Annotated in this window: 12 protein-coding genes; 9 read left to right on the top strand and 3 right to left on the bottom strand. The window is 49.6% G+C overall.

Annotation, left to right across the window (positions count from 1 at the left end; translation table 11 throughout):
* Nucleotides 1-177 precede the first annotated feature (177 nt).
* Nucleotides 178-1,437 (bottom strand): hypothetical protein, encoded by a 1,260-nt coding sequence (locus DRJ53_RS08740; protein WP_114235228.1) that lies wholly within the window; start codon nucleotides 1,435-1,437, stop codon nucleotides 178-180.
* Nucleotides 1,438-1,673: 236 nt separating this feature from the next.
* Here DRJ53_RS08740 and purL point away from each other — a divergent pair, with 236 nt between their 5' ends.
* The 6 genes from purL to DRJ53_RS08705 all read left to right on the top strand — a co-directional run bounded on the left by purL (nucleotide 1,674) and on the right by DRJ53_RS08705 (nucleotide 13,834).
* Entirely contained in the window at nucleotides 1,674-3,911 is a 2,238-nt protein-coding gene (gene purL, locus DRJ53_RS08735; RefSeq protein WP_114235227.1) for a phosphoribosylformylglycinamidine synthase subunit PurL, read from the top strand.
* 230 nt (nucleotides 3,912-4,141) lie between these two features.
* On the top strand, nucleotides 4,142-4,936 hold the full coding sequence (gene proC, locus DRJ53_RS08730; RefSeq protein WP_114235226.1) for a pyrroline-5-carboxylate reductase: 795 nt from the start codon (nucleotides 4,142-4,144) through the stop codon (nucleotides 4,934-4,936).
* A 166-nt stretch (nucleotides 4,937-5,102) separates the two neighbouring features.
* Nucleotides 5,103-8,843, top strand: coding sequence for a DUF3857 domain-containing protein (locus tag DRJ53_RS08725; protein ID WP_114235225.1), 3,741 nt, complete (start codon nucleotides 5,103-5,105; stop codon nucleotides 8,841-8,843).
* 367 nt (nucleotides 8,844-9,210) lie between these two features.
* On the top strand, nucleotides 9,211-10,854 hold the full coding sequence (locus DRJ53_RS08720; protein ID WP_114235224.1) for a CTP synthase: 1,644 nt from the start codon (nucleotides 9,211-9,213) through the stop codon (nucleotides 10,852-10,854).
* Between the two features lie 322 nt (nucleotides 10,855-11,176).
* On the top strand, nucleotides 11,177-13,012 hold the full coding sequence (gene yidC, locus DRJ53_RS08710) for a membrane protein insertase YidC (protein WP_114235222.1): 1,836 nt from the start codon (nucleotides 11,177-11,179) through the stop codon (nucleotides 13,010-13,012).
* Between the two features lie 165 nt (nucleotides 13,013-13,177).
* Nucleotides 13,178-13,834, top strand: coding sequence for a DUF4412 domain-containing protein (locus tag DRJ53_RS08705; RefSeq protein ID WP_114235220.1), 657 nt, complete (start codon nucleotides 13,178-13,180; stop codon nucleotides 13,832-13,834).
* A gap of 76 nt (nucleotides 13,835-13,910) precedes the next feature.
* Here DRJ53_RS08705 and DRJ53_RS08700 read toward each other — a convergent pair whose 3' ends face one another.
* On the bottom strand, nucleotides 13,911-14,267 hold the full coding sequence (locus DRJ53_RS08700; RefSeq protein WP_114235218.1) for a hypothetical protein: 357 nt from the start codon (nucleotides 14,265-14,267) through the stop codon (nucleotides 13,911-13,913).
* Between the two features lie 150 nt (nucleotides 14,268-14,417).
* Here DRJ53_RS08700 and DRJ53_RS08695 point away from each other — a divergent pair, with 150 nt between their 5' ends.
* The 3 genes from DRJ53_RS08695 to DRJ53_RS08685 are packed head-to-tail and all read left to right on the top strand — an operon-like array spanning nucleotide 14,418 to nucleotide 17,440.
* Nucleotides 14,418-15,848, top strand: coding sequence for a tetratricopeptide repeat protein (locus tag DRJ53_RS08695; protein ID WP_114235217.1), 1,431 nt, complete (start codon nucleotides 14,418-14,420; stop codon nucleotides 15,846-15,848).
* A gap of 60 nt (nucleotides 15,849-15,908) precedes the next feature.
* Nucleotides 15,909-16,682 carry a phosphosulfolactate synthase gene (locus DRJ53_RS08690; RefSeq protein WP_114235216.1) on the top strand — a complete coding sequence of 258 codons (774 nt, stop codon included), beginning with the start codon at nucleotides 15,909-15,911 and terminating at the stop codon, nucleotides 16,680-16,682.
* The gene (locus tag DRJ53_RS08685) at nucleotides 16,679-17,440 is read left to right on the top strand and encodes a shikimate dehydrogenase family protein (RefSeq protein ID WP_114235215.1); all 762 of its coding nucleotides are present in this window, start codon (nucleotides 16,679-16,681) and stop codon (nucleotides 17,438-17,440) included. Before DRJ53_RS08690 ends, DRJ53_RS08685 begins: the two co-directional genes overlap by 4 nt.
* 32 nt (nucleotides 17,441-17,472) lie before the next feature.
* Here DRJ53_RS08685 and DRJ53_RS08680 read toward each other — a convergent pair whose 3' ends face one another.
* Nucleotides 17,473-17,904, bottom strand: coding sequence for an acyl-CoA thioesterase (locus DRJ53_RS08680; RefSeq protein WP_114235214.1), 432 nt, complete (start codon nucleotides 17,902-17,904; stop codon nucleotides 17,473-17,475).
* Between the last annotated feature and the right edge of the window lie 11 nt (nucleotides 17,905-17,915).

Below are 17,915 nucleotides of genomic sequence, written 5' to 3'. Positions count from 1 at the left end.
TTTAAGAAAACGCCATCATTTTCACGAAACGACTGTAAAAAGTGTGGAAAAATTGATGATACAACAGCGAAAAACGGATGAGGTAATTTGTTTTGTAAATATTAGTTGAAAATATAATTTGAATTTCGATTTATTAAGATTGTAGCTATGCTTTAATCCAAATCAGGTTCAGCAATACTATGGTTGATTGTTGCGTAAATGCTTTGCAGGCTGCCGCAGTAGCTGAGCCATTACTGGCATCAACATCAACGGCAACACTACGCTTCGATAGCGAACAATGGCGCCGGGAAATACAACGGTGTAGCCGATGATCAATAGCGATGCTACAGAAAAAAACAGGCAGAACAATAATAGTGAGTTGCGCCAGCCTGCTGCTTGAATGCGCCACAGGGCAAACGCACAAAGAACGATGATCACCGCCGCTTCAATCGCCGACAGCAAGGCGCCAGCATTATTCGCCTCCCAAATCATTGGCCTGAACCCGGCGTTATACAACGCCTGCGGCGCATGTTGCACAAAAGAAAGCGCATTGGGCTCCAAAGCCAGCGATGCAAAACGATTTGGGCTTCTTAGTACACTGAAGGCTTCCTGCCGGTCAATGACAACTTTTGGTAAATTGAAGCCGGGTAGAAAAAGATGCGCCGAGAAAAAAAGCAGCCCGGCTATAAAAAATAAAACGCAATAAGTAACGAGGGGACGAATCTTGGGTTGGGCCCATTTTGCGGCTGCAAAAGCAACCAGTCCCAACAGCAGCGGGAGCAGCAGGTAGTTGCGCATCACCAGCACAATGAGTAAACCAATGACGATGGCAGCCACACGTTTTACTCCCCATTTCTGTTCAAACACGCCAAAATAAACCGCATACAGTAGTAAGCCAAGCGCCAATACCAGCATGCCTTCTTTATGAATGCCGCTGCTCCAGAAAATAAATGAAGGCACAAGAAACGGCGCCAGTGCCAGCAGTGACTTTTTTATGGGAACACTGTGCTGCCACACGCGATAAAGCAGCAACAATCCTCCAAGGGAGAAAAGGTTGAAAAACAAGCTATTAATATAGTAGTTGCTGCCGCTAAGCAGGTGGGCAACGGCCAGCATTTTTCCAAACACATGTCCATCCAGGTCGTTCCACCAGGAATTAGCTGTGCCGAAAAATTCGCCATACCCGGTGATGTAACCCGGGTTTTTGATGCTCGTTAAAAAAAGGATCGGGTCTGACCGCAGTATTTGTAAATCTTCTAACCCGTATCGGTGGTACACCCATGTATCACCACCGCCCCGCTGCGCATGAAAATAACCGTAAGCCACACCTGCCAATGCTTTGATCAGGAATAGGCCTTGTAAATAATGCTTTCGTAAACCTGCCTTGCGAAAAAACGGGATGCGTGGAATGGCCCAAAGAAGCGCAATGAGGTATGCAAAAAAAAAGGCGTAGGCCATGAACGGGGAAACAGGTTTTGAAATATGAACGAATCGTTTAATGGGGCCGAAAATCCGAAAAAGAAGGGTGCGGTCCAAGTTTAACCAATCAGTACAGGTTACGGCCTTACGTCATTAAATAATAATGGCAATAGTGACGGGGTGTTCAATTTCGCTCCAAAACAACCTTGCCATCAACTTTTTACCGTCTCCACTTCGCACTTACAACTTACATTTGCCGCGCATAAACACCCATTATGGAAGTTACCGTAAAAACCGCCCAACAACTCCGCCTCACTCCCGAAGAATTTGAGCTGATCAAACAAAAGCTGGGCCGTACGCCCAACTTCAATGAGCTCTGTGCTTTTTCGGGCATGTGGAGCGAACACTGCAGTTATAAAAATTCCATCAAGTGGCTTAAAACCCTGCCCCGCGAAGGCGGCCGCATGCTGGTAAAAGCCGGTGAAGAAAACGCAGGCCTGATGGATATCGGCAACGACTATGGTGTGGTGTTCAAGATCGAATCGCACAACCACCCCTCTGCGCTGGAGCCATTCCAGGGTGCCGCCACTGGTGTAGGTGGTATCCACCGCGATATTTTTACCATGGGTGCCCGCCCCATTGCGGCACTTAACTCGCTGCGTTTTGGTCGTCTTACCGAAGATAAAACCCAGCACCTGCTGGCTGGCGTGGTACATGGCATCGGCCATTATGGCAACTGCTTTGGCGTGCCTACCGTTGGTGGCGAAATCTATTTCGAAGACTGCTATCATACCAACCCGCTGGTAAATGCCATGAGCGTAGGTATTGTAAAAGCGGGTAAAACCGTTTCTGCAACGGCACTTGGAAAAGGAAATCCTGTGATGTACGTGGGTTCTGCTACCGGTAAAGACGGTATTGGTGGCGCTTCTTTTGCCTCGGCCGACATCACTGCCGAATCGGTACAGGAACTTCCTGCCGTACAGGTGGGCGATCCGTTCCAGGAAAAGAAACTGCTCGAAGCCTGCCTGGAAGTAATTGAAACCGGAGGCGTTGTGGGTATGCAGGACATGGGTGCTGCGGGCATTATTTGCTCTACTGCCGAAATGAGCGCCAAGGGCGAAGTGGGTATGCGCATCGACCTGGAAAAAGTGCCCATGCGCCAGCAGAATATGAAGGCCTGGGAACTGCTGCTTTCCGAAAGCCAGGAGCGGATGCTGTTGGTGGTGGAAAAAGGGCAGGAAGACAAAGTGAAAGCGGTATTTGATAAATGGGACCTCGAAAGCTCCGTGATTGGTGAAGTTACCGACGACGGCCTGCTTTCTTTTTATATGCATGGCCAACTGGAGGCCCAGATTCCCGCACAGGAGCTGGTATTGGGCGGTGGCGCCCCGGTTTATGAACGGGCTTATGAGCGGCCTGCTTATTTCGATAAAATTGAAGCGTTCAAACCCGAGTCTGTTTCAGAACCCGAAACTGCAGATCTTAAAGCCATTGCGGAAAAGCTGGTACAGTTGCCGTCCATTGCCAACAAACGCTGGATATACAACCAGTACGACAGCATGGTGGGCACCGTAAATGCATCTACTAATGCGCCTTCCGATGCGCAAATTGTGCTGGTGAAAGAAACCGGCAAGGGCCTGGCGGTAACTGTTGATTGCAACAGCCGCTATGTGTTTGCCGATCCGTATAAAGGCGCGATGATCGCCGTAGCCGAAGCTGCCCGCAACATTACCGTTAGCGGCGGACAGCCACTGGGTGTTACCAACTGCCTCAATTTTGGCAATCCCTACGATCCGCAGGTTTATTTCCAGTTTGTAAACGCGGTAAAAGGCATGGGCGAAGCCTGCCGCAAATTCGATACGCCGGTAACGGGTGGTAATGTTAGCTTTTACAACCAAAACCCCGACGGACCGGTTTACCCAACCCCCACCATTGGTATGGTAGGTTTGGTGGAAGATCTGGAAAAAACCATGAGCCTGAATTTCAAAAGGGAAGGCGATGTGATTTTCCTCTTAGGTGCTTTGCAAAACGATATTAACTCCTCTGAATATTTGCAAAAGATCCGCGGTGTGGAATTTTCGCCGGCGCCCCATTTCGCGCTGGACGAAGAGTTTCAATTGCAGCAAAAAGTTAGCGAACTGATCAAAGTCGGCGTGCTCCGTTCGGCACACGACCTGGCCGAAGGCGGCCTGATCGTAGCCCTGCTGGAAAGCGGCTTTGTTCATGGACTGGGCTTTGATTTGAAGATGGTAGAAGGCTTCCGTAAAGATGCCTACCTGTTTGGCGAAGCCCAGAGCCGTGTGTTGGTTTCGGTTGCAGCCGATGGGGTTGCTGCATTTAAAAATGTGCTGGGCAACCTGCCCTGCTACGAACTCGGCACCGTTACAGGCGGCGAAGTGGTTGTGGGCGGCGAAAGCTGGGGACAAATTGAAACCTGGAAAGAACAATACGACACCGCCATCGAAAGCCTGCTGGCGAAGGAAGAAGCCGGCGGTGCGTTGAGTATGATTTAAGGGATGAAGGATGAGAAGTTGGTAGTTGGTAGTTGACAGTTGGTAGTTGATAGTAATTATTAATTTATTGATTATTTATTATTGGTTCGAAGCATTGGAGTTTTATAGCATTTTCATTGCCCACAATAATCAACAATCACCTCCATTCGCCATTCACATTTTACGTTTCACGCCTCGCATAACTTATCTTAGCAAGCGGTATTACGGCCGCTTGCTTTTTTATTTTTACCATGAACCAATCCATTGCTATCATTGGCGGCGGCAACCTGGGCACCGCCATTGCCGAAGGGCTGATCAAAAGCGGCTTTGTACAGCCGCAGCACATTACCATTACCCGCCGCACCGTTGCCGCACTCCAGCATTTGAAAGAGCAAGGCGCCAACGTTACTGCCGATAACGCCGAGGCTGTAAAAGAAGCCGGTATGGTGATTCTTGCGGTGAAACCGTTCCAGGTAAAAGAAGTGCTGACCGAAATCGCGGTGGCCCTCAACCCGCAGCAGGTGCTGGTTTCGGTGGTAACCGGCATTTTTCTGAAAGACCTGCAGGAAGTGGTGGGCCGCCAGATGGCGCTGTTCCGCGCCATGCCCAATACGGCCATCGCCATCCAGGAAAGCATGACCTGCCTCGCCAGCACCCAGGCTTCGGAAGACCAAGTAAAATGGGTGCACGATATTTTTTCAGCGCTGGGCAAGGTGGCCGTGATTGATGAAAAGCTGATGGATGCTGCCACGGTGCTGGGCGCCTGCGGCACGGCTTACGCCATGCGTTACATCCGCGCCAATATCCAAGGCGGCATTGAAATTGGTTTTGATGCCAAAACCGCTTCGCTTATTGCGGCGCAAACTGTAAAAGGCGCTGCCGAACTGTTGTTGCAACGCGGCGCCCACCCCGAACAGGAAATAGATAAAGTAACCACGCCAAAAGGCTGCACCATTGCGGGCCTGAACGAAATGGAGCATCAAGGTTTTTCCTCTTCACTCATCAAAGGCATTGCTACCAGCTACGATAAAATTGTGAAAGGGTAGCAGCAGCTCATTTATAAAAATTGATTCTACTTAATCAAAAAGGCGCTCTGGTTGCGTCTTTTTTGTACCCATTTTATGGGATATTTTTAGAAAAACAGGGGTGAACGCCATCGCTTTACCATTTTAAGCTCATCTTTACAGTACCTAAAAACGCAATAACCAAAACATGCGCACCGTACTGCTTACCCTGGCGGCATTCCTGCTTTGTGCTGCCTCCAATGCTCAGGACTCCTATCAAAAATTGTGGGCCTCATTGAACAAAAACGACCGCAAGGCTGCACAGCAATTTTTGCAGGCTGCAAAGTCTAGCGAACAATCAGCCCTCGATGCCCACCTCACCGAGGCATTCTTAAACAACTTTGGCGCCGTGCAAACCGAAGTGCCGGGTTTGTTGGATGCCCTTAATAAAACCGGTGCCGAACTGAACGCCTATGCCTATGCGCTTTGGTTTCACCCGGCTTACCTGGGCGAGTATGGCAAAAAAGAACAGGCCCGCCACCTGACGTTGCTCAACCAGATTTTTACCAACCCGGCGTACAACGGATCGCTGAAAGCGGCAGCCCGCTATGTAAAAGGGTTGCATCATGTGTATGGAAACGAGTTTCCGAAAGCAGCGAAAGAGTTTCCGCAAATGGGCGGTTTAAACAACTGGCAGCTTACCGGGCCATTTGAAAATATTTCGGGCAGCGGCATAAATGTCGCTTACGATCCTATCAAAAAGGCAGCGCCGGACAGCCGGTTTAGGGGCCTCAACGATATCGAAATTGGCTGGTTTACACCGGCCAAAATGAACAGCGATGGCTGGAGTTTTACCCGCAACCACATTTTGGAAGAAGAAGCCATTGTGTATGCACAAACTTTTGTAGAAGCCTCGGATGATATGGACGTGCTGTTGGCTGTAGGCGGCGGCGGTTCGCTTAAAGTTTGGGTAAACGATGCCCTGATGATCGCCGAATCAGAAGAGCGCAACACCGAATTGGATTATTACAAAGTGCCTGCAAAGTTGCGCAAAGGCGTCAACCGGGTGCTGGTGCAGTTGGGCTATTCCAGCATCGAGTCGCCCAACTTTATTGTACGTTTTACCGACCGCGATTTTAACGCCATCGCCGGTTTGCGCTCCACATCCGAATACAAGCAGTACACGCCGGCCCCGGCCTCGGCAAAACCTGCAGCCATCCCGCATTTTGCCGAAGTTTATTTCCAAGAAAAAGTAAAAAAGCAACCCGGCAACCTGGTAAATTACCTGTTGCTGAGCCAGGCTTACCTGCGCAACAACCGCACCAGCGATGCCCGGCAGATCCTGAGCAGAGCGCTGGAACTGGCGCCTGAAAATTCGCTGGTGCGTTTCGAACTGATCCAATGCCTGCTGAAAGAGGGAAACCGCACTTTGCTGATGGAAGAAATAGAGCGGCTAAAAGAAGCGGACCCCGATTGCTACTTAACCCTCAACCTGGAAGTAAGGCGCCTTACCGATGAAGAGAAGTATGAAGAAGCACTGACGCTGCTGGATGCCGTAACTGCCCGTTTTGGCGAAAACCTTGAAGTGTTCAACAGCCGCATCAACCTGCTGGCGGAGTTGGAGAAAAACGAAGAGTTGTTCCAGTTGATTGAAGCCGGGTACAAAAAATACAAGAACAGTGCAAGGGCAGCCGAACTGATGTACAACCTGAATAAGAAAGGCTACCAAAATAAAAAAGCCGCCATTGAAGCACTGGAGCGTTTTTGCGCAGCCAATTATCATTACGAAATGGTGAACCTGCTGGCTACCGAATACAAAGAGCAAGGCCAGAACGATAAATACCTGAAAACGGTGCTGGGCCTGTACAACAGTGTGCCCTACGATCCGCGCCTGGCACTGGGCCTGGCCGACTATCATTACCGCAAGCAGGAGTTTAGCAAAGCTCTGGACTACTCCCGCCAGGCACTGAACCTGGCGCCGTACGAAAGCCGCTATTGGGAAAATATCGGCACCATTTACGAGCAGCAAAAACAAACAGACGAAGCCATTGCTGCTTACCGTAAATCGCTACACTATAAGCCCGCCAACTACGATGCCCGCAAAAAGCTGCGCAGCCTGGAAAAAAGGGAAGAACTCTACAACCAGATCCCAGTAACCGACCTGTACGCCACCATTAAAAAAGCAGCACCCAAAAGCGAGTACAATTTCGAATACCTGCTCGATGAAAAAGCTGTGATCATTTATGATAAAGGCGCATCGGAAGAGTACATCACCACCGTGGTAAAAGTGTACAACCAAAAAGGCATTGATACCTGGAAAGAAACCACGCTCAATTACGACCGCGGCACACAAACCCTGTTGGTAGAAAAATGCGAAGTGGTAAAAGCTTCCGGTGCAAAAGTGGCGGCCGAACGCAACGAAGATGATGTGGTATTTACCAACCTGGCGCCGGGCGATGCCATCATTATGAAATACCGCCTGCAGAACTATACCAGCGGCCGCATGGGAAAGGAGTATTGGGACAAATTTGTGCTGAATGCATTTGTACCTACCGCCACCTGCCGCTACATGCTGATTACGCCGAAAGATTACCAGTTCGACTGGCGCCTGGCTAATTCGGATGTAAAACCAGTTCAAAAACAGGCCGGTGATTACCAAACGTTTTCGTGGGAAATTAATGCCGTGCCGCCGGTGGCCGACGAGCCGCTGATGCCGGTGTTGGGCGATATTGGCGTGGTGCTCCATGTTTCTTCGGTAAAAACTTGGCCGGAGATTGCCAACTGGTACCGCGACCTGGTGTTTCAAGACCATAGCTCCAACACCGAGTTGGACGGCCTGTACCGCGAGTTGTTTCCAACCGAAGAAAAGCTGACACAGCTGCAAAAAGCCAAACGCATTTACGATTACCTCGTTACGCATATCAGCTATAGTTCGGTATCGTTCCGCCAAACCGGCCTGGTGCCGCAGCCCATTTCCAAGATCATCACCACCCGCCTGGGCGATTGTAAGGACTTGTCGCTGTTGTTTACTGCCCTGGCCCGCAGAGCCGGTCTGGATGCCCGCATGATGCTGATCGACACGAGGGACAATGGCAAAAACGACATGCTGCTGCCTTCGATGGAATTCAACCATTGTATTGCGGTGTGCCGTATTGATGGCAAAGACCATTACCTGGAACTGACCGACACCTACCTGCCCTTTGGCAGCCTGCCCAATAATTTAGGCAATGCCCTGTCGCTGATGGTGCCAGCCGAAGGTGAAACCGCCAACTGGTCGCTGAAGCCGCTGGTGTCCACCACCCGCAATGCCGACCGCCAGTTGAAAAAGATCGATGTGACCGTTGATGGTACCGACCTGAAGTTTGCAGTGGTGGCCAAAACCACCGGGCATCTCTCCAGCGGCTGGCGCGACAAATACCGCAATCTGTCGGAGGCCGACCAGAAAAAGAATTTTGCAGAATATGTAAGCGGTCGCTATAAAAGCCCAGCCACTTTGCAGACTATTCAGTTCGATGGGCTAGAAACACTTTCCGATACCTTGTCGGTGCAGTACGATTACCTGGTGAAAAACGACGTGGTGGAAGCCGGCAGCATGCGGATGATTAAATTGCCGCTGCTCGACTTAGTTGCCTCAATGGACCAGTTTGGTGCGGAAACAAGGGTGCACCCTATTGAATACTGGAAATACGAGGACGCCGATGTGTACGAAAGCATCATCAACATAAAACTGTCGCCGGCGCAAAGCTTTGTGGAAGTGCCTGCCGACCAGCAGTTCCGATTTGGTAATTCGACCTATAGCCTCAGTTTTAAAAAGCAGGGCAATACACTCACGGTTCGCCGCGCTGCGCAGCTCGATCGCAGCGATAAAGCCGCATCCGAATACGCTGGTTTGAAGCAGTTCTTCAACCAGATTGTGGCTGCCGAATCGAAGTATATTGTTTTTAAATAGCCGGTAAATAAAATAGCGCAAAGCCCCGCACACAACCTGCGGGGCTTTTTCATTTATAAAAAAGTCCTGTAAACGCACCTGCTGTAAACTGCGGCTCATGCACATTTCAAAAAATACTTGTACAGTTCGCGCTTCATTTTTCCACAGCCCTGTTAAAATGAATATGCAGGTTTAAAATTTGGCGTAGGTTTGCACGACCTCCCGGATTTTTTAAGGACCCATCCGCCGGTCATGAGCGACAGGTTTTCGCCTGCGCTTTTCATTTTTAAAGCATTTTTTAGAACATCGTTGCTGCCCACCGTTGGTTAGCAAGTAATGTTTTTGGAGCGGCCCCAGGCCCTCATGTTAAAGCTGGAAACAACCTTTTATGGCTAAGTATATATTCGTAACCGGTGGCGTTACATCTTCGTTGGGTAAAGGCATCATTGCTGCTTCATTGGCAAAATTGCTGCAGGCCCGTGGCCTCCGTGTTACCATCCAAAAATTTGATCCGTACATTAATGTGGATCCCGGAACGCTCAACCCGTACGAGCATGGCGAGTGCTACGTAACCGAAGACGGCGCCGAAACCGACCTCGACCTGGGTCACTACGAACGCTTTTTGAACATCTACACGTCGCAGGCTAACAACGTCACCACCGGCCGCATTTACCAGCATGTCATCAACCGCGAAAGGGAAGGGGCATTTTTGGGAAAAACAGTGCAGGTGGTGCCGCACATTACCGACGAGATCAAGCGGCGGATGCTGCTGCTGGGCCAAAACAACCAGTACGATATTGTGATCACCGAGTTGGGCGGCACTGTGGGCGATATTGAATCGCTGCCCTACGTGGAAGCCGTTCGTCAGTTGCAGTGGGAGCTGCCCGACGAGGACCTGCTGGTGGTGCACCTGACGCTGATTCCTTACCTCAAAGCAGCCAAGGAACTCAAAACCAAGCCCACGCAACACTCTGTGAGGATGCTGAGCGAAAACGGCGTGTTCCCGGATGTAATCGTTTGCCGCTCCGAAGAGCCGCTGAACGACGACATCAAACGCAAGATCGCACTGTTTTGCAATGTAAAACCTGAAGCGGTAATTGAGGCGCCGGATGCCAACACTATTTACGAAGTGCCGCTGCTGATGCTGAACGAGCAGCTCGACCTGATCGTGTTGAAAAAATTGAACATCACCGAATTTGCCGAACCCGACCTGACGCGTTGGAAAGGATTTTTGGATAAACTGAAATACCCCAAAGCCAAGATCACCATTGGCCTGATTGGTAAATACGTGGAGCTGCAGGATGCGTACAAATCCATTCTGGAAGCATTTATACACGCCGGCGCCATGAACGAATGCAAGGTGCAGGTGGTGCCTATCCACTCCGAAAGCCTGACACCGGAGAATGTGGCCGAAAAGCTGATCAACCTCGATGGGTTGCTGGTAGCGCCTGGTTTTGGTCACCGCGGTATTGAAGGCAAAATCACTGCAGTGCAATTTGCCAGGGAGACCGGACTGCCGTTTTTTGGCATTTGCCTCGGCATGCAAATGGCCGTGATCGAATTTGGCCGCAATATCCTGGGCATTAAAGATGCACACTCCACCGAAATGCAGCCCGACACCGAAGGCGCTGTGATCAACATGATGGAGGAGCAGAAAAAGATTACCCAGAAAGGCGGCACCATGCGTCTGGGTGCTTACCCATGCACCATTAAAGAAGGTACGCTGGCCCATAAAATTTATGGCACCACGCAAATCACCGAACGCCACCGCCACCGCTACGAGTTCAACAACGAGTACCTCGAGGCATACGAAGGTGCCGGTATGGTGGCCAGCGGCCGCAATCCGGAGACCGGTCTGGTGGAGATCGTGGAATTGCCCAACCACCCGTATTTTATTGGTTGCCAATACCACCCCGAGCTGAAAAGCACCGTGGAAGCACCGCATCCGCTGTTTGTGCATTTTGTTGCGGCTTCCCGCCAGTTTCACGACCGAAAAGCACAGCGTGCCAACAAAGTGAACGAAGCTGTTTAATCATTCATACTTTTTGCAAACGGGGAGCCTGTGGGTTCCCCGTTTCTTTTTTGTCAAAAAAGCTGGCGCTGCATTTTACTTACAGCAAAAGGGTTAAAAAGAGGGTAAAAATGGGGCTGGAAATGGTTCGGAGTAAGGGCGGCTTATGTCTTTTGCCGATGAACGGCTCCCAAAAAAGCATCGAAAATGGGGTTCGTCCAAGGTTCCTGACTATCTTTGCCACCCTTTATAAAGGGTAGGAGGTTTGCGCCAATTCCGCTCCACCGCGGTTTTTGGCTGCTAAACTTTTGGCCTGCCACACAGTACACAATATATACCACCAATGAATTTTGATCGGAATACCGTCATCGGTTTCGTAATCCTGGGCGTTCTTTTTGTTGCTTATTTTTTCTACAACAGCCGTGAGCAGCAGGCTTTTATGCGCCAAAAAGCTATTGAGGATTCCATTGCCAAAAGCCGCCTGCCCAAAGTGGACAGCATGGCCTTTCGCAGCGATTCCATCCGCCTCGATTCGCAAACCAAGGTAGCGGCGGCCGGTGGTTTCCAGGCGGCTATTACGGGTATGGAGCAACTGATCACCGTGGAGAACGAACTGGTGAAGATCGTTTTTACCAACAAAGGCGGCCAGCCCCGTTCGGTTGAACTGAAAGGTTTTAAAGCCCCCGACAGCACCAACGTAAAACTGGGCGCTACGGCTTTTGATAAATTTAGCTATGTGGTGCGCACCGGCGATAACCGCACTGCCGACGTAACCAATTTCTATTTTGCCGGCAGCCAGCCCAAACAAAACGCTGATGGCTCTACCACCGTGCAGTTTCAATTGGTGGGCAACGATGGCTCGTCGATTGTGCACCAATACATTTTGCGCAAGGACAATTACCTGGTTGATTTCAACCTGGGCCTCAACGGCGTTCCGCAGCTGACCCAGAACAACGAGCTGAATGTATTGTGGCAAAACCAGGCGGTGCAACTGCAGCGCGACCTGGATTACGAACGTACCCAGTCGTCGGTAAACTACCGCGTGGCCGGCGATCCTGATTATGAACTGGTAGGTAGCGGATCCACCGAAAAGTTTGATGATCCCATCAACTGGGTGTCGGTAAAACAACAGTTTTTCAACACCACGCTGCTGGCAAAAAGCAATTTTTCCTCAGGCGAAGTTTCCTGGACGGCTCCCGAAAATACCAGCACCATCGTTGAGGCGAGGGCTAATTTGAAGTTGAAGTTGCCCGCCTCGGCCAACACCACTATTCCGCTGGGTTTCTATTTTGGCCCCAACGATTACAAAGTACTGAAGCAATACGGCAACGATATGGAAGATATCGTGAACCTGGGCACTGGCATGTTTGCCTTTGTAAAATACCTGAACCGCTGGATCGTGATCCCGGTGTTTGATTTCTTCCGCAATTTCACCAGCAACTACGGGATTGTTATCCTGCTGCTGACGCTGTTTATCCGCCTGCTTATTTCGCCGCTCAACTACAGTAGCTACTTAAGTGGTGCCAAAATGAAAGCGCTGCGGCCGGAAATTGAGCAGCTGCGCAAAAAGCACGGCGACGATCAGCAGGCCATGAGCATGGACCAGATGAAATTGTTCCGTGAAGCAGGCGTAAACCCGCTGGGTGGCTGTATCCCCGGTTTGTTGCAGATCCCGATCTTCTTTGCCCTCTATAGTTTCTTTAACTCGGAAATTGCGCTGCGCGGCGAAAGCTTCCTGTGGGCAGCCGACCTGTCGCAGTACGATTCGATCGCGGAACTGCCGTTCTCCATTCCGTTTTACGGGTCGCATGTGAGCCTGTTTACCATTACCGCGGTGCTCACTTCGTTCCTCATTTCGATCTACAGCATGAGCATGACGCCGGACCAAAGCAACCCGGCCCTGAAGTACATGCCGTATATTTTCCCGTTCATTCTCCTGTTCGTGTTCAACAAGCTGCCGTCGGGTTTGACCTGGTACTACACCGTGTCCAACATCATTACGCTGGTGCTGCAGTTTGTAATCCAGAATTACATCATCAACCACGATAAGATTTTGGCAAGGATAGACGAGAACCGGAAAAAGCCGAAGACCAAATCCAAGTGGCAGGAGCGTATTGAAGCCATGCAGGAACAGCAAAAAAAAGTGCAGGAAATGCAGAAAAAAAGCGGCGGACGCTAAGGCGGGCATTACTGATTACTGCGCTGCGGAAGGATCAATAATGAATAATCAGTAATCAATAATGCGAAATCCTCAATCATAACAAAACTTTCCATCCCGCCTTATGGCGGGATTTTTTATACAGACAACTTATTGGGATATTTGGCTCGTCTATTACCTGTAATTATGAATAAAATAAAGGTTTTGCTGCTGGCTGGTTTGTTTTGGTCTGTATCCGCACTGGGACAGAAAAAGTTTACCGAAGGTGTGATCAGTTACGACGTGGTGATCAATACCGGCTCCGATAAGCCGCAGGCCGCCGATTTTTTGGACGGCGCCACCACCACCGTATTTATCAAGGGCAACCGCAGCCGCAGCGAAATGGTGAGCTCGCTGGGCACACAGGCCACCATTATCGACGGCATCAAAAACAACATTGCGATTTTAAAAGATTACGGCAACCAGAAATACCTCATCAACCTGACGCAGGCCAACTGGCAGGAAATGAACAGCAAATACAAGGACATTCAGTTTACACTGGTTGACTCAACCAAGCAGATCTTGGGTTACAACTGTAAAAAGGCAGTAGGTAAGCTAAGCGACGGTACGCCGGTTCATGTTTGGTACACGCCTGATGTTTTGCTGGAGAATAAAAGCTTCAACATGCTGGCGCAGGGCCTGCCCGGCCTGCCGATGGAGTACGTTTCGTCTATGGGCAACCTCAATATCACCTATACAGTTTCCCGCATCAACTTCAGCCCGGTGCCGGTTGCCAAGTTCGATCTGCCACAATCTGGGTTCCGCGTAATGACTTACGAGGAAAGCAAGGGCGGACGCCAATAAATGGTAAAGGGGCACAAAACGCCCCTTGAGTTATTTTAAATCAGTTCTTTGCCGGTAAAATGGAAGCCGCTGGTACTTAGCGTTGTGTGGGGCTAAAGGTTACTTTATCCAGCAGCACCTTCTTTTTGAGGGGCAGGATAAAAGTTTGATTGCCTTTTTGGTAAGTGATCACCTGGTTCAGCACGATGTACTTGTTAGGTGCCGTAGTGTTGATGATGCTGCTGCCGCGGTATTGATAACCGGAGCGGAGCGTGAAGTTCTTGAAATTGGTGATGGGCGTGCGGGCCAGTAGGGTAGTGGTTTTGTGCTGTGCTGTATCGCGTTTTTTGCCTTCGCCCAAAGTGGCAAAAGCAGCCACAGAAGCCGCCAACAGCACAACAGTGCAGGCTTGGCGCTTAAAAAGGGAGATGTATTTGAAGGCTGAATTTTTCATTTGCAGTAGGCAAATATAGTAAAAATATTAACAAATGCTAAAGTGTTTCCAAATTCTATTACAAACTGTTTAACGTTTGGGGATAAAGAAAAGTTGTGATAATTGGCTCCTTTTTAGCTTAATAGTAATTTGTAACCGGAGGATTGTAGGATGAAAACAGACCCGCACTTTGATAAAGAGAACCTTCAGGAATTGTTGCGCAGTTATGAAAACCTCCGTTTGGGAAAAAGCAGCGCTTTTATTGAGGAAGAAGCTTTTGAGCAGATCATAGACTACTTCGACGACCGCGAGGAAATGGGCAAAGCGCTGGAAGCAGCCACCATTGCCATGGAGCATTTCCCCTTTTGTGCCACTCTCATGTTCAAAAAAGCCGACCTCCTGCTGGCCACCCGCAAATACCGGCAGGCGCTGGAAATTTTAGAGAAAGCCGAACTGCTTGATGCCAACGACATCAACCTGTATATTTTAAAAACCGACGCTTACCTGGCGCTGGACCAGCAGGAAAAAGCTGTTGCCCTTTTGGAGGCAGCCATTGGTTTGTTTGAAGGCGAAGAAAAGGTGGAACTCTTATTTGAGTTGGCCGATGTGTACGATGATTACGAGGAATTTGAAAAAGTGTTCGATTGCCTGAAAATGATATTGGAGGAAGATCCCACCAACGAGGAGGCATTATATAAAATTTGTTTCTGGACCGATTTTACCGGCCGCAACGAAGAAAGTATTCGGCTGCACATGCGGATCATCGACGAGCAGCCTTACAGCGAACTGGCCTGGTTCAACCTGGCCACGGCTTACCAGGGCTTGAAGTTGTATGAAAAAGCAATTGATGCATATGAGTACGCATTGGTGATCGATGAGAAATTTGATTATGCCTACCGCAACATGGGCGATGCATACATCAGGCTGCGCAAATACAAGGAAGCCATCGATGCATTGGAAAAAGTACTGGAACTGTCCAAGCCCGAAGAGGTGATTTATGAAGCCATCGGCCATTGTTACGACCGGTTGAAAAACTATGGGCAGGCCCGCATTCATTACCGTAAGGCTGCCCACATGAATCCCGAGGATAGCAAGCTGTTTTATAAAATTGCCTGCACTTATTACAACGAAGGCGAATACAACAGCGCCATCAAGCAGCTCGATGTTTCCCTGCGCATTCAGCGCAACCAGCAGGAAGCAAACCTGTTGATGGGTGAATGCAAATTGCAATTGGGGATGTATAAAGAAGCACTGTTGTATTTTTCTTACGTAGTAAAGCTGCGGCCCAAGCGTGCTGCCGGTTGGGAAGCATTGATCCGCTGCCTGTACGAAGGCGAATACTACGATGAAGCCCGCCAGCAAATCAGTGCAGCGTTGGAAGCCACCGATGGCAAGCCTGTTTTTTATTATTACTTAAGCGCTGTGCTGTTGGCCGAACGCAAACCTAAAGAAGCGCTTTTGTGCCTTGAAAAAGCTTTGGTTGCTGCGCCGCGTTTGTTCAAAAAAATGCTGGCGCTCAATCCTGCATTGTTGCAAAACAGCCAGGTTGCAGAAATGGTAGCCCGCCACAAACGAAAACGTAGTGGCAAATCTGGGCAATAGGCAAAGATTTCCCCTATTTTTGCGCGCAATCACACCAGTTGTGGTTTCAATCTGCAGCGCATGAATTTTAATCTTTCCCAAATTCCTGAACGGATCGCCAAACCTCGTTTGTCCGGCATTACCATGGTTATGGACAAAGGCCTGAGCGTTCAGGATGCCCGTAATTTTTTAAGTGTAGCACACCCGCATATCGACCTGGTGAAACTGGGTTTCGGTACATCATTCGTTACGCCCAACCTCAAAGAAAAACTGGCGGTGTATGCCGAATACGATGTGCCCGTTTATTTTGGCGGTACCCTCTTTGAAGCATTCCTGATCCGCAACCAGTTTGAAGATTATATCAACGTGTGTAAAGAATTTGGTGTGCGATACATGGAAGTCAGTGATGGCTCCATCACCATTCCGCATGCTGAAAAATGTGGTTACATTGAAAAGCTCACCAAACATGGCACTGTGCTGAGCGAAGTGGGCAGCAAAGATGCCGCACACATCATTCCGCCGTATAAGTGGATTGAGTTGATGCAGGCCGAACTGAATGCCGGCGCATCATATGTTATTGCCGAAGCCCGCGAAGGTGGCAACGTTGGTATTTACCGCGGCTCGGGCGAAGTGCGGGAAGGTTTGGTGCAGGAAATCCTGACCCAGATTCCTGGCGAAAAAATCCTATGGGAAGCACCGCAAAAAGAGCAGCAACTATATTTTATCGAGTTGCTTGGTTGCAATGTAAACCTGGGCAACATTGCACCTACTGAAGTCATTCCTTTGGAGTCGATGCGTGTAGGTTTGCGCGGCGATACCTTTCACTTGTTTTTAGACAAAGCCGAAGTAGAATGAGCCTTTACGGACTGCTGGGGAAAACGCTGAAACATTCGTTTTCCAAAACATTCTTCACTGAAAAATTTGCCCGTGAAGGGCTGGCAGGCCACCGCTACGAAAACTTCGAACTTGAACATATTGGCCAGTTAACCGGCTTGCTGCAACAGCATCCGGATATTGCCGGCCTGAATGTGACCATTCCTTACAAGGAAGAAGTACTTTCCTTTTTACATTACAAAAATGATGTAGTTGCGGCCATCGGTGCCTGCAACTGCATCAAGATTTCGGAAGGCCAGCTCTATGGGTTCAACACCGATGTAGTGGGCTTCCGAAATTCTTTGCAACCGCATTTGGGCCCGCAACACACCAACGCACTGGTGCTTGGTACCGGCGGCGCAGCCAAAGCCGTTTTGTACGTGCTGCAGCAACTGGGTATTGCGGCCACCGTTGTTTCCCGAACCCGCAGCGCAGCAACCATTGGCTATGATGATGTGGACGAGGCAATGATGCAGCAGCACTTACTGGTCATCAACACATCGCCGGTAGGCATGTACCCGCATGTTGATGCCGCACCATTGCTTCCATACAAAGCCATCACGCCGCAACATCTCCTGTTTGATTTAATTTATAACCCCGAACAAACGCTTTTTTTACAAAAAGGCGCAGCAAAAGGCGCCGCAACTGTCAATGGCTATGAAATGCTGGTAGGGCAGGCGTTGGAAAGCTGGCGCATATGGAATGAAGCAGTACCCAACGGCAGCATGCAAAAAGCATAAATATTTACCGCAAAAAGATCAGCCGACTTTTATTATTCGCCGGCAGAGAGTTTATCAATAAATAATTGCGGCACAGCCACCGTTTTGCGCTGTTGGTAGTTAAAACAAACCATCCCGGTTTTTGCCAGCGCCACCACATCTTCCCCTTCGTTTTTCACCAGTTTATAAGCAAGGTCGAAACTAACACGGCTAAAATCAAATGCGGTTACATACACTTTTAGCTTGTCGCCGTAAAACAGTTCCGATTTGTATTGAACGGCCACGTCGCTCATTATCAGGCTGGCGCTGTCGGGGTTGAGTTCGGCGAGGCCGTGGTGTTGCAAAAAGCGCATCCGGGCTTCGTGCACCATCGAAAGAATGGTATCGTTGCCCACATGGCCGCCATAATTCAGGTCGGTAATGCGCACCGGTATTTCTGTAAAAAATGAAAAGGATTGCGGTAGGTCAAGTTTAATGCGGGCCATAGCTGCAATTT

It is taken from the genome of Paracnuella aquatica, from assembly GCF_003332885.2.
Lineage (GTDB): Bacteria > Bacteroidota > Bacteroidia > Chitinophagales > Chitinophagaceae > Flavisolibacter > Flavisolibacter aquaticus.
The sequence above is the reverse complement of the archived record's forward strand: the minus strand, read 5'-3'. Positions and strand labels throughout refer to the sequence as shown.

What these genes read in the sequence shown, in the direction of transcription:
- DRJ53_RS08740 (WP_114235228.1), bottom strand. Translation starts at nt 1,437, where the DNA reads ATGGCCTACGCCTTTTTTTTTGCATACCTCATTGCGCTTCTTTGGGCC.
- purL (WP_114235227.1), top strand. Translation starts at nt 1,674, where the DNA reads ATGGAAGTTACCGTAAAAACCGCCCAACAACTCCGCCTCACTCCCGAA.
- proC (WP_114235226.1), top strand. Translation starts at nt 4,142, where the DNA reads ATGAACCAATCCATTGCTATCATTGGCGGCGGCAACCTGGGCACCGCC.
- DRJ53_RS08725 (WP_114235225.1), top strand. Translation starts at nt 5,103, where the DNA reads ATGCGCACCGTACTGCTTACCCTGGCGGCATTCCTGCTTTGTGCTGCC.
- DRJ53_RS08720 (WP_114235224.1), top strand. Translation starts at nt 9,211, where the DNA reads ATGGCTAAGTATATATTCGTAACCGGTGGCGTTACATCTTCGTTGGGT.
- yidC (WP_114235222.1), top strand. Translation starts at nt 11,177, where the DNA reads ATGAATTTTGATCGGAATACCGTCATCGGTTTCGTAATCCTGGGCGTT.
- DRJ53_RS08705 (WP_114235220.1), top strand. Translation starts at nt 13,178, where the DNA reads ATGAATAAAATAAAGGTTTTGCTGCTGGCTGGTTTGTTTTGGTCTGTA.
- DRJ53_RS08700 (WP_114235218.1), bottom strand. Translation starts at nt 14,267, where the DNA reads ATGAAAAATTCAGCCTTCAAATACATCTCCCTTTTTAAGCGCCAAGCC.
- DRJ53_RS08695 (WP_114235217.1), top strand. Translation starts at nt 14,418, where the DNA reads ATGAAAACAGACCCGCACTTTGATAAAGAGAACCTTCAGGAATTGTTG.
- DRJ53_RS08690 (WP_114235216.1), top strand. Translation starts at nt 15,909, where the DNA reads ATGAATTTTAATCTTTCCCAAATTCCTGAACGGATCGCCAAACCTCGT.
- DRJ53_RS08685 (WP_114235215.1), top strand. Translation starts at nt 16,679, where the DNA reads ATGAGCCTTTACGGACTGCTGGGGAAAACGCTGAAACATTCGTTTTCC.
- DRJ53_RS08680 (WP_114235214.1), bottom strand. Translation starts at nt 17,904, where the DNA reads ATGGCCCGCATTAAACTTGACCTACCGCAATCCTTTTCATTTTTTACA.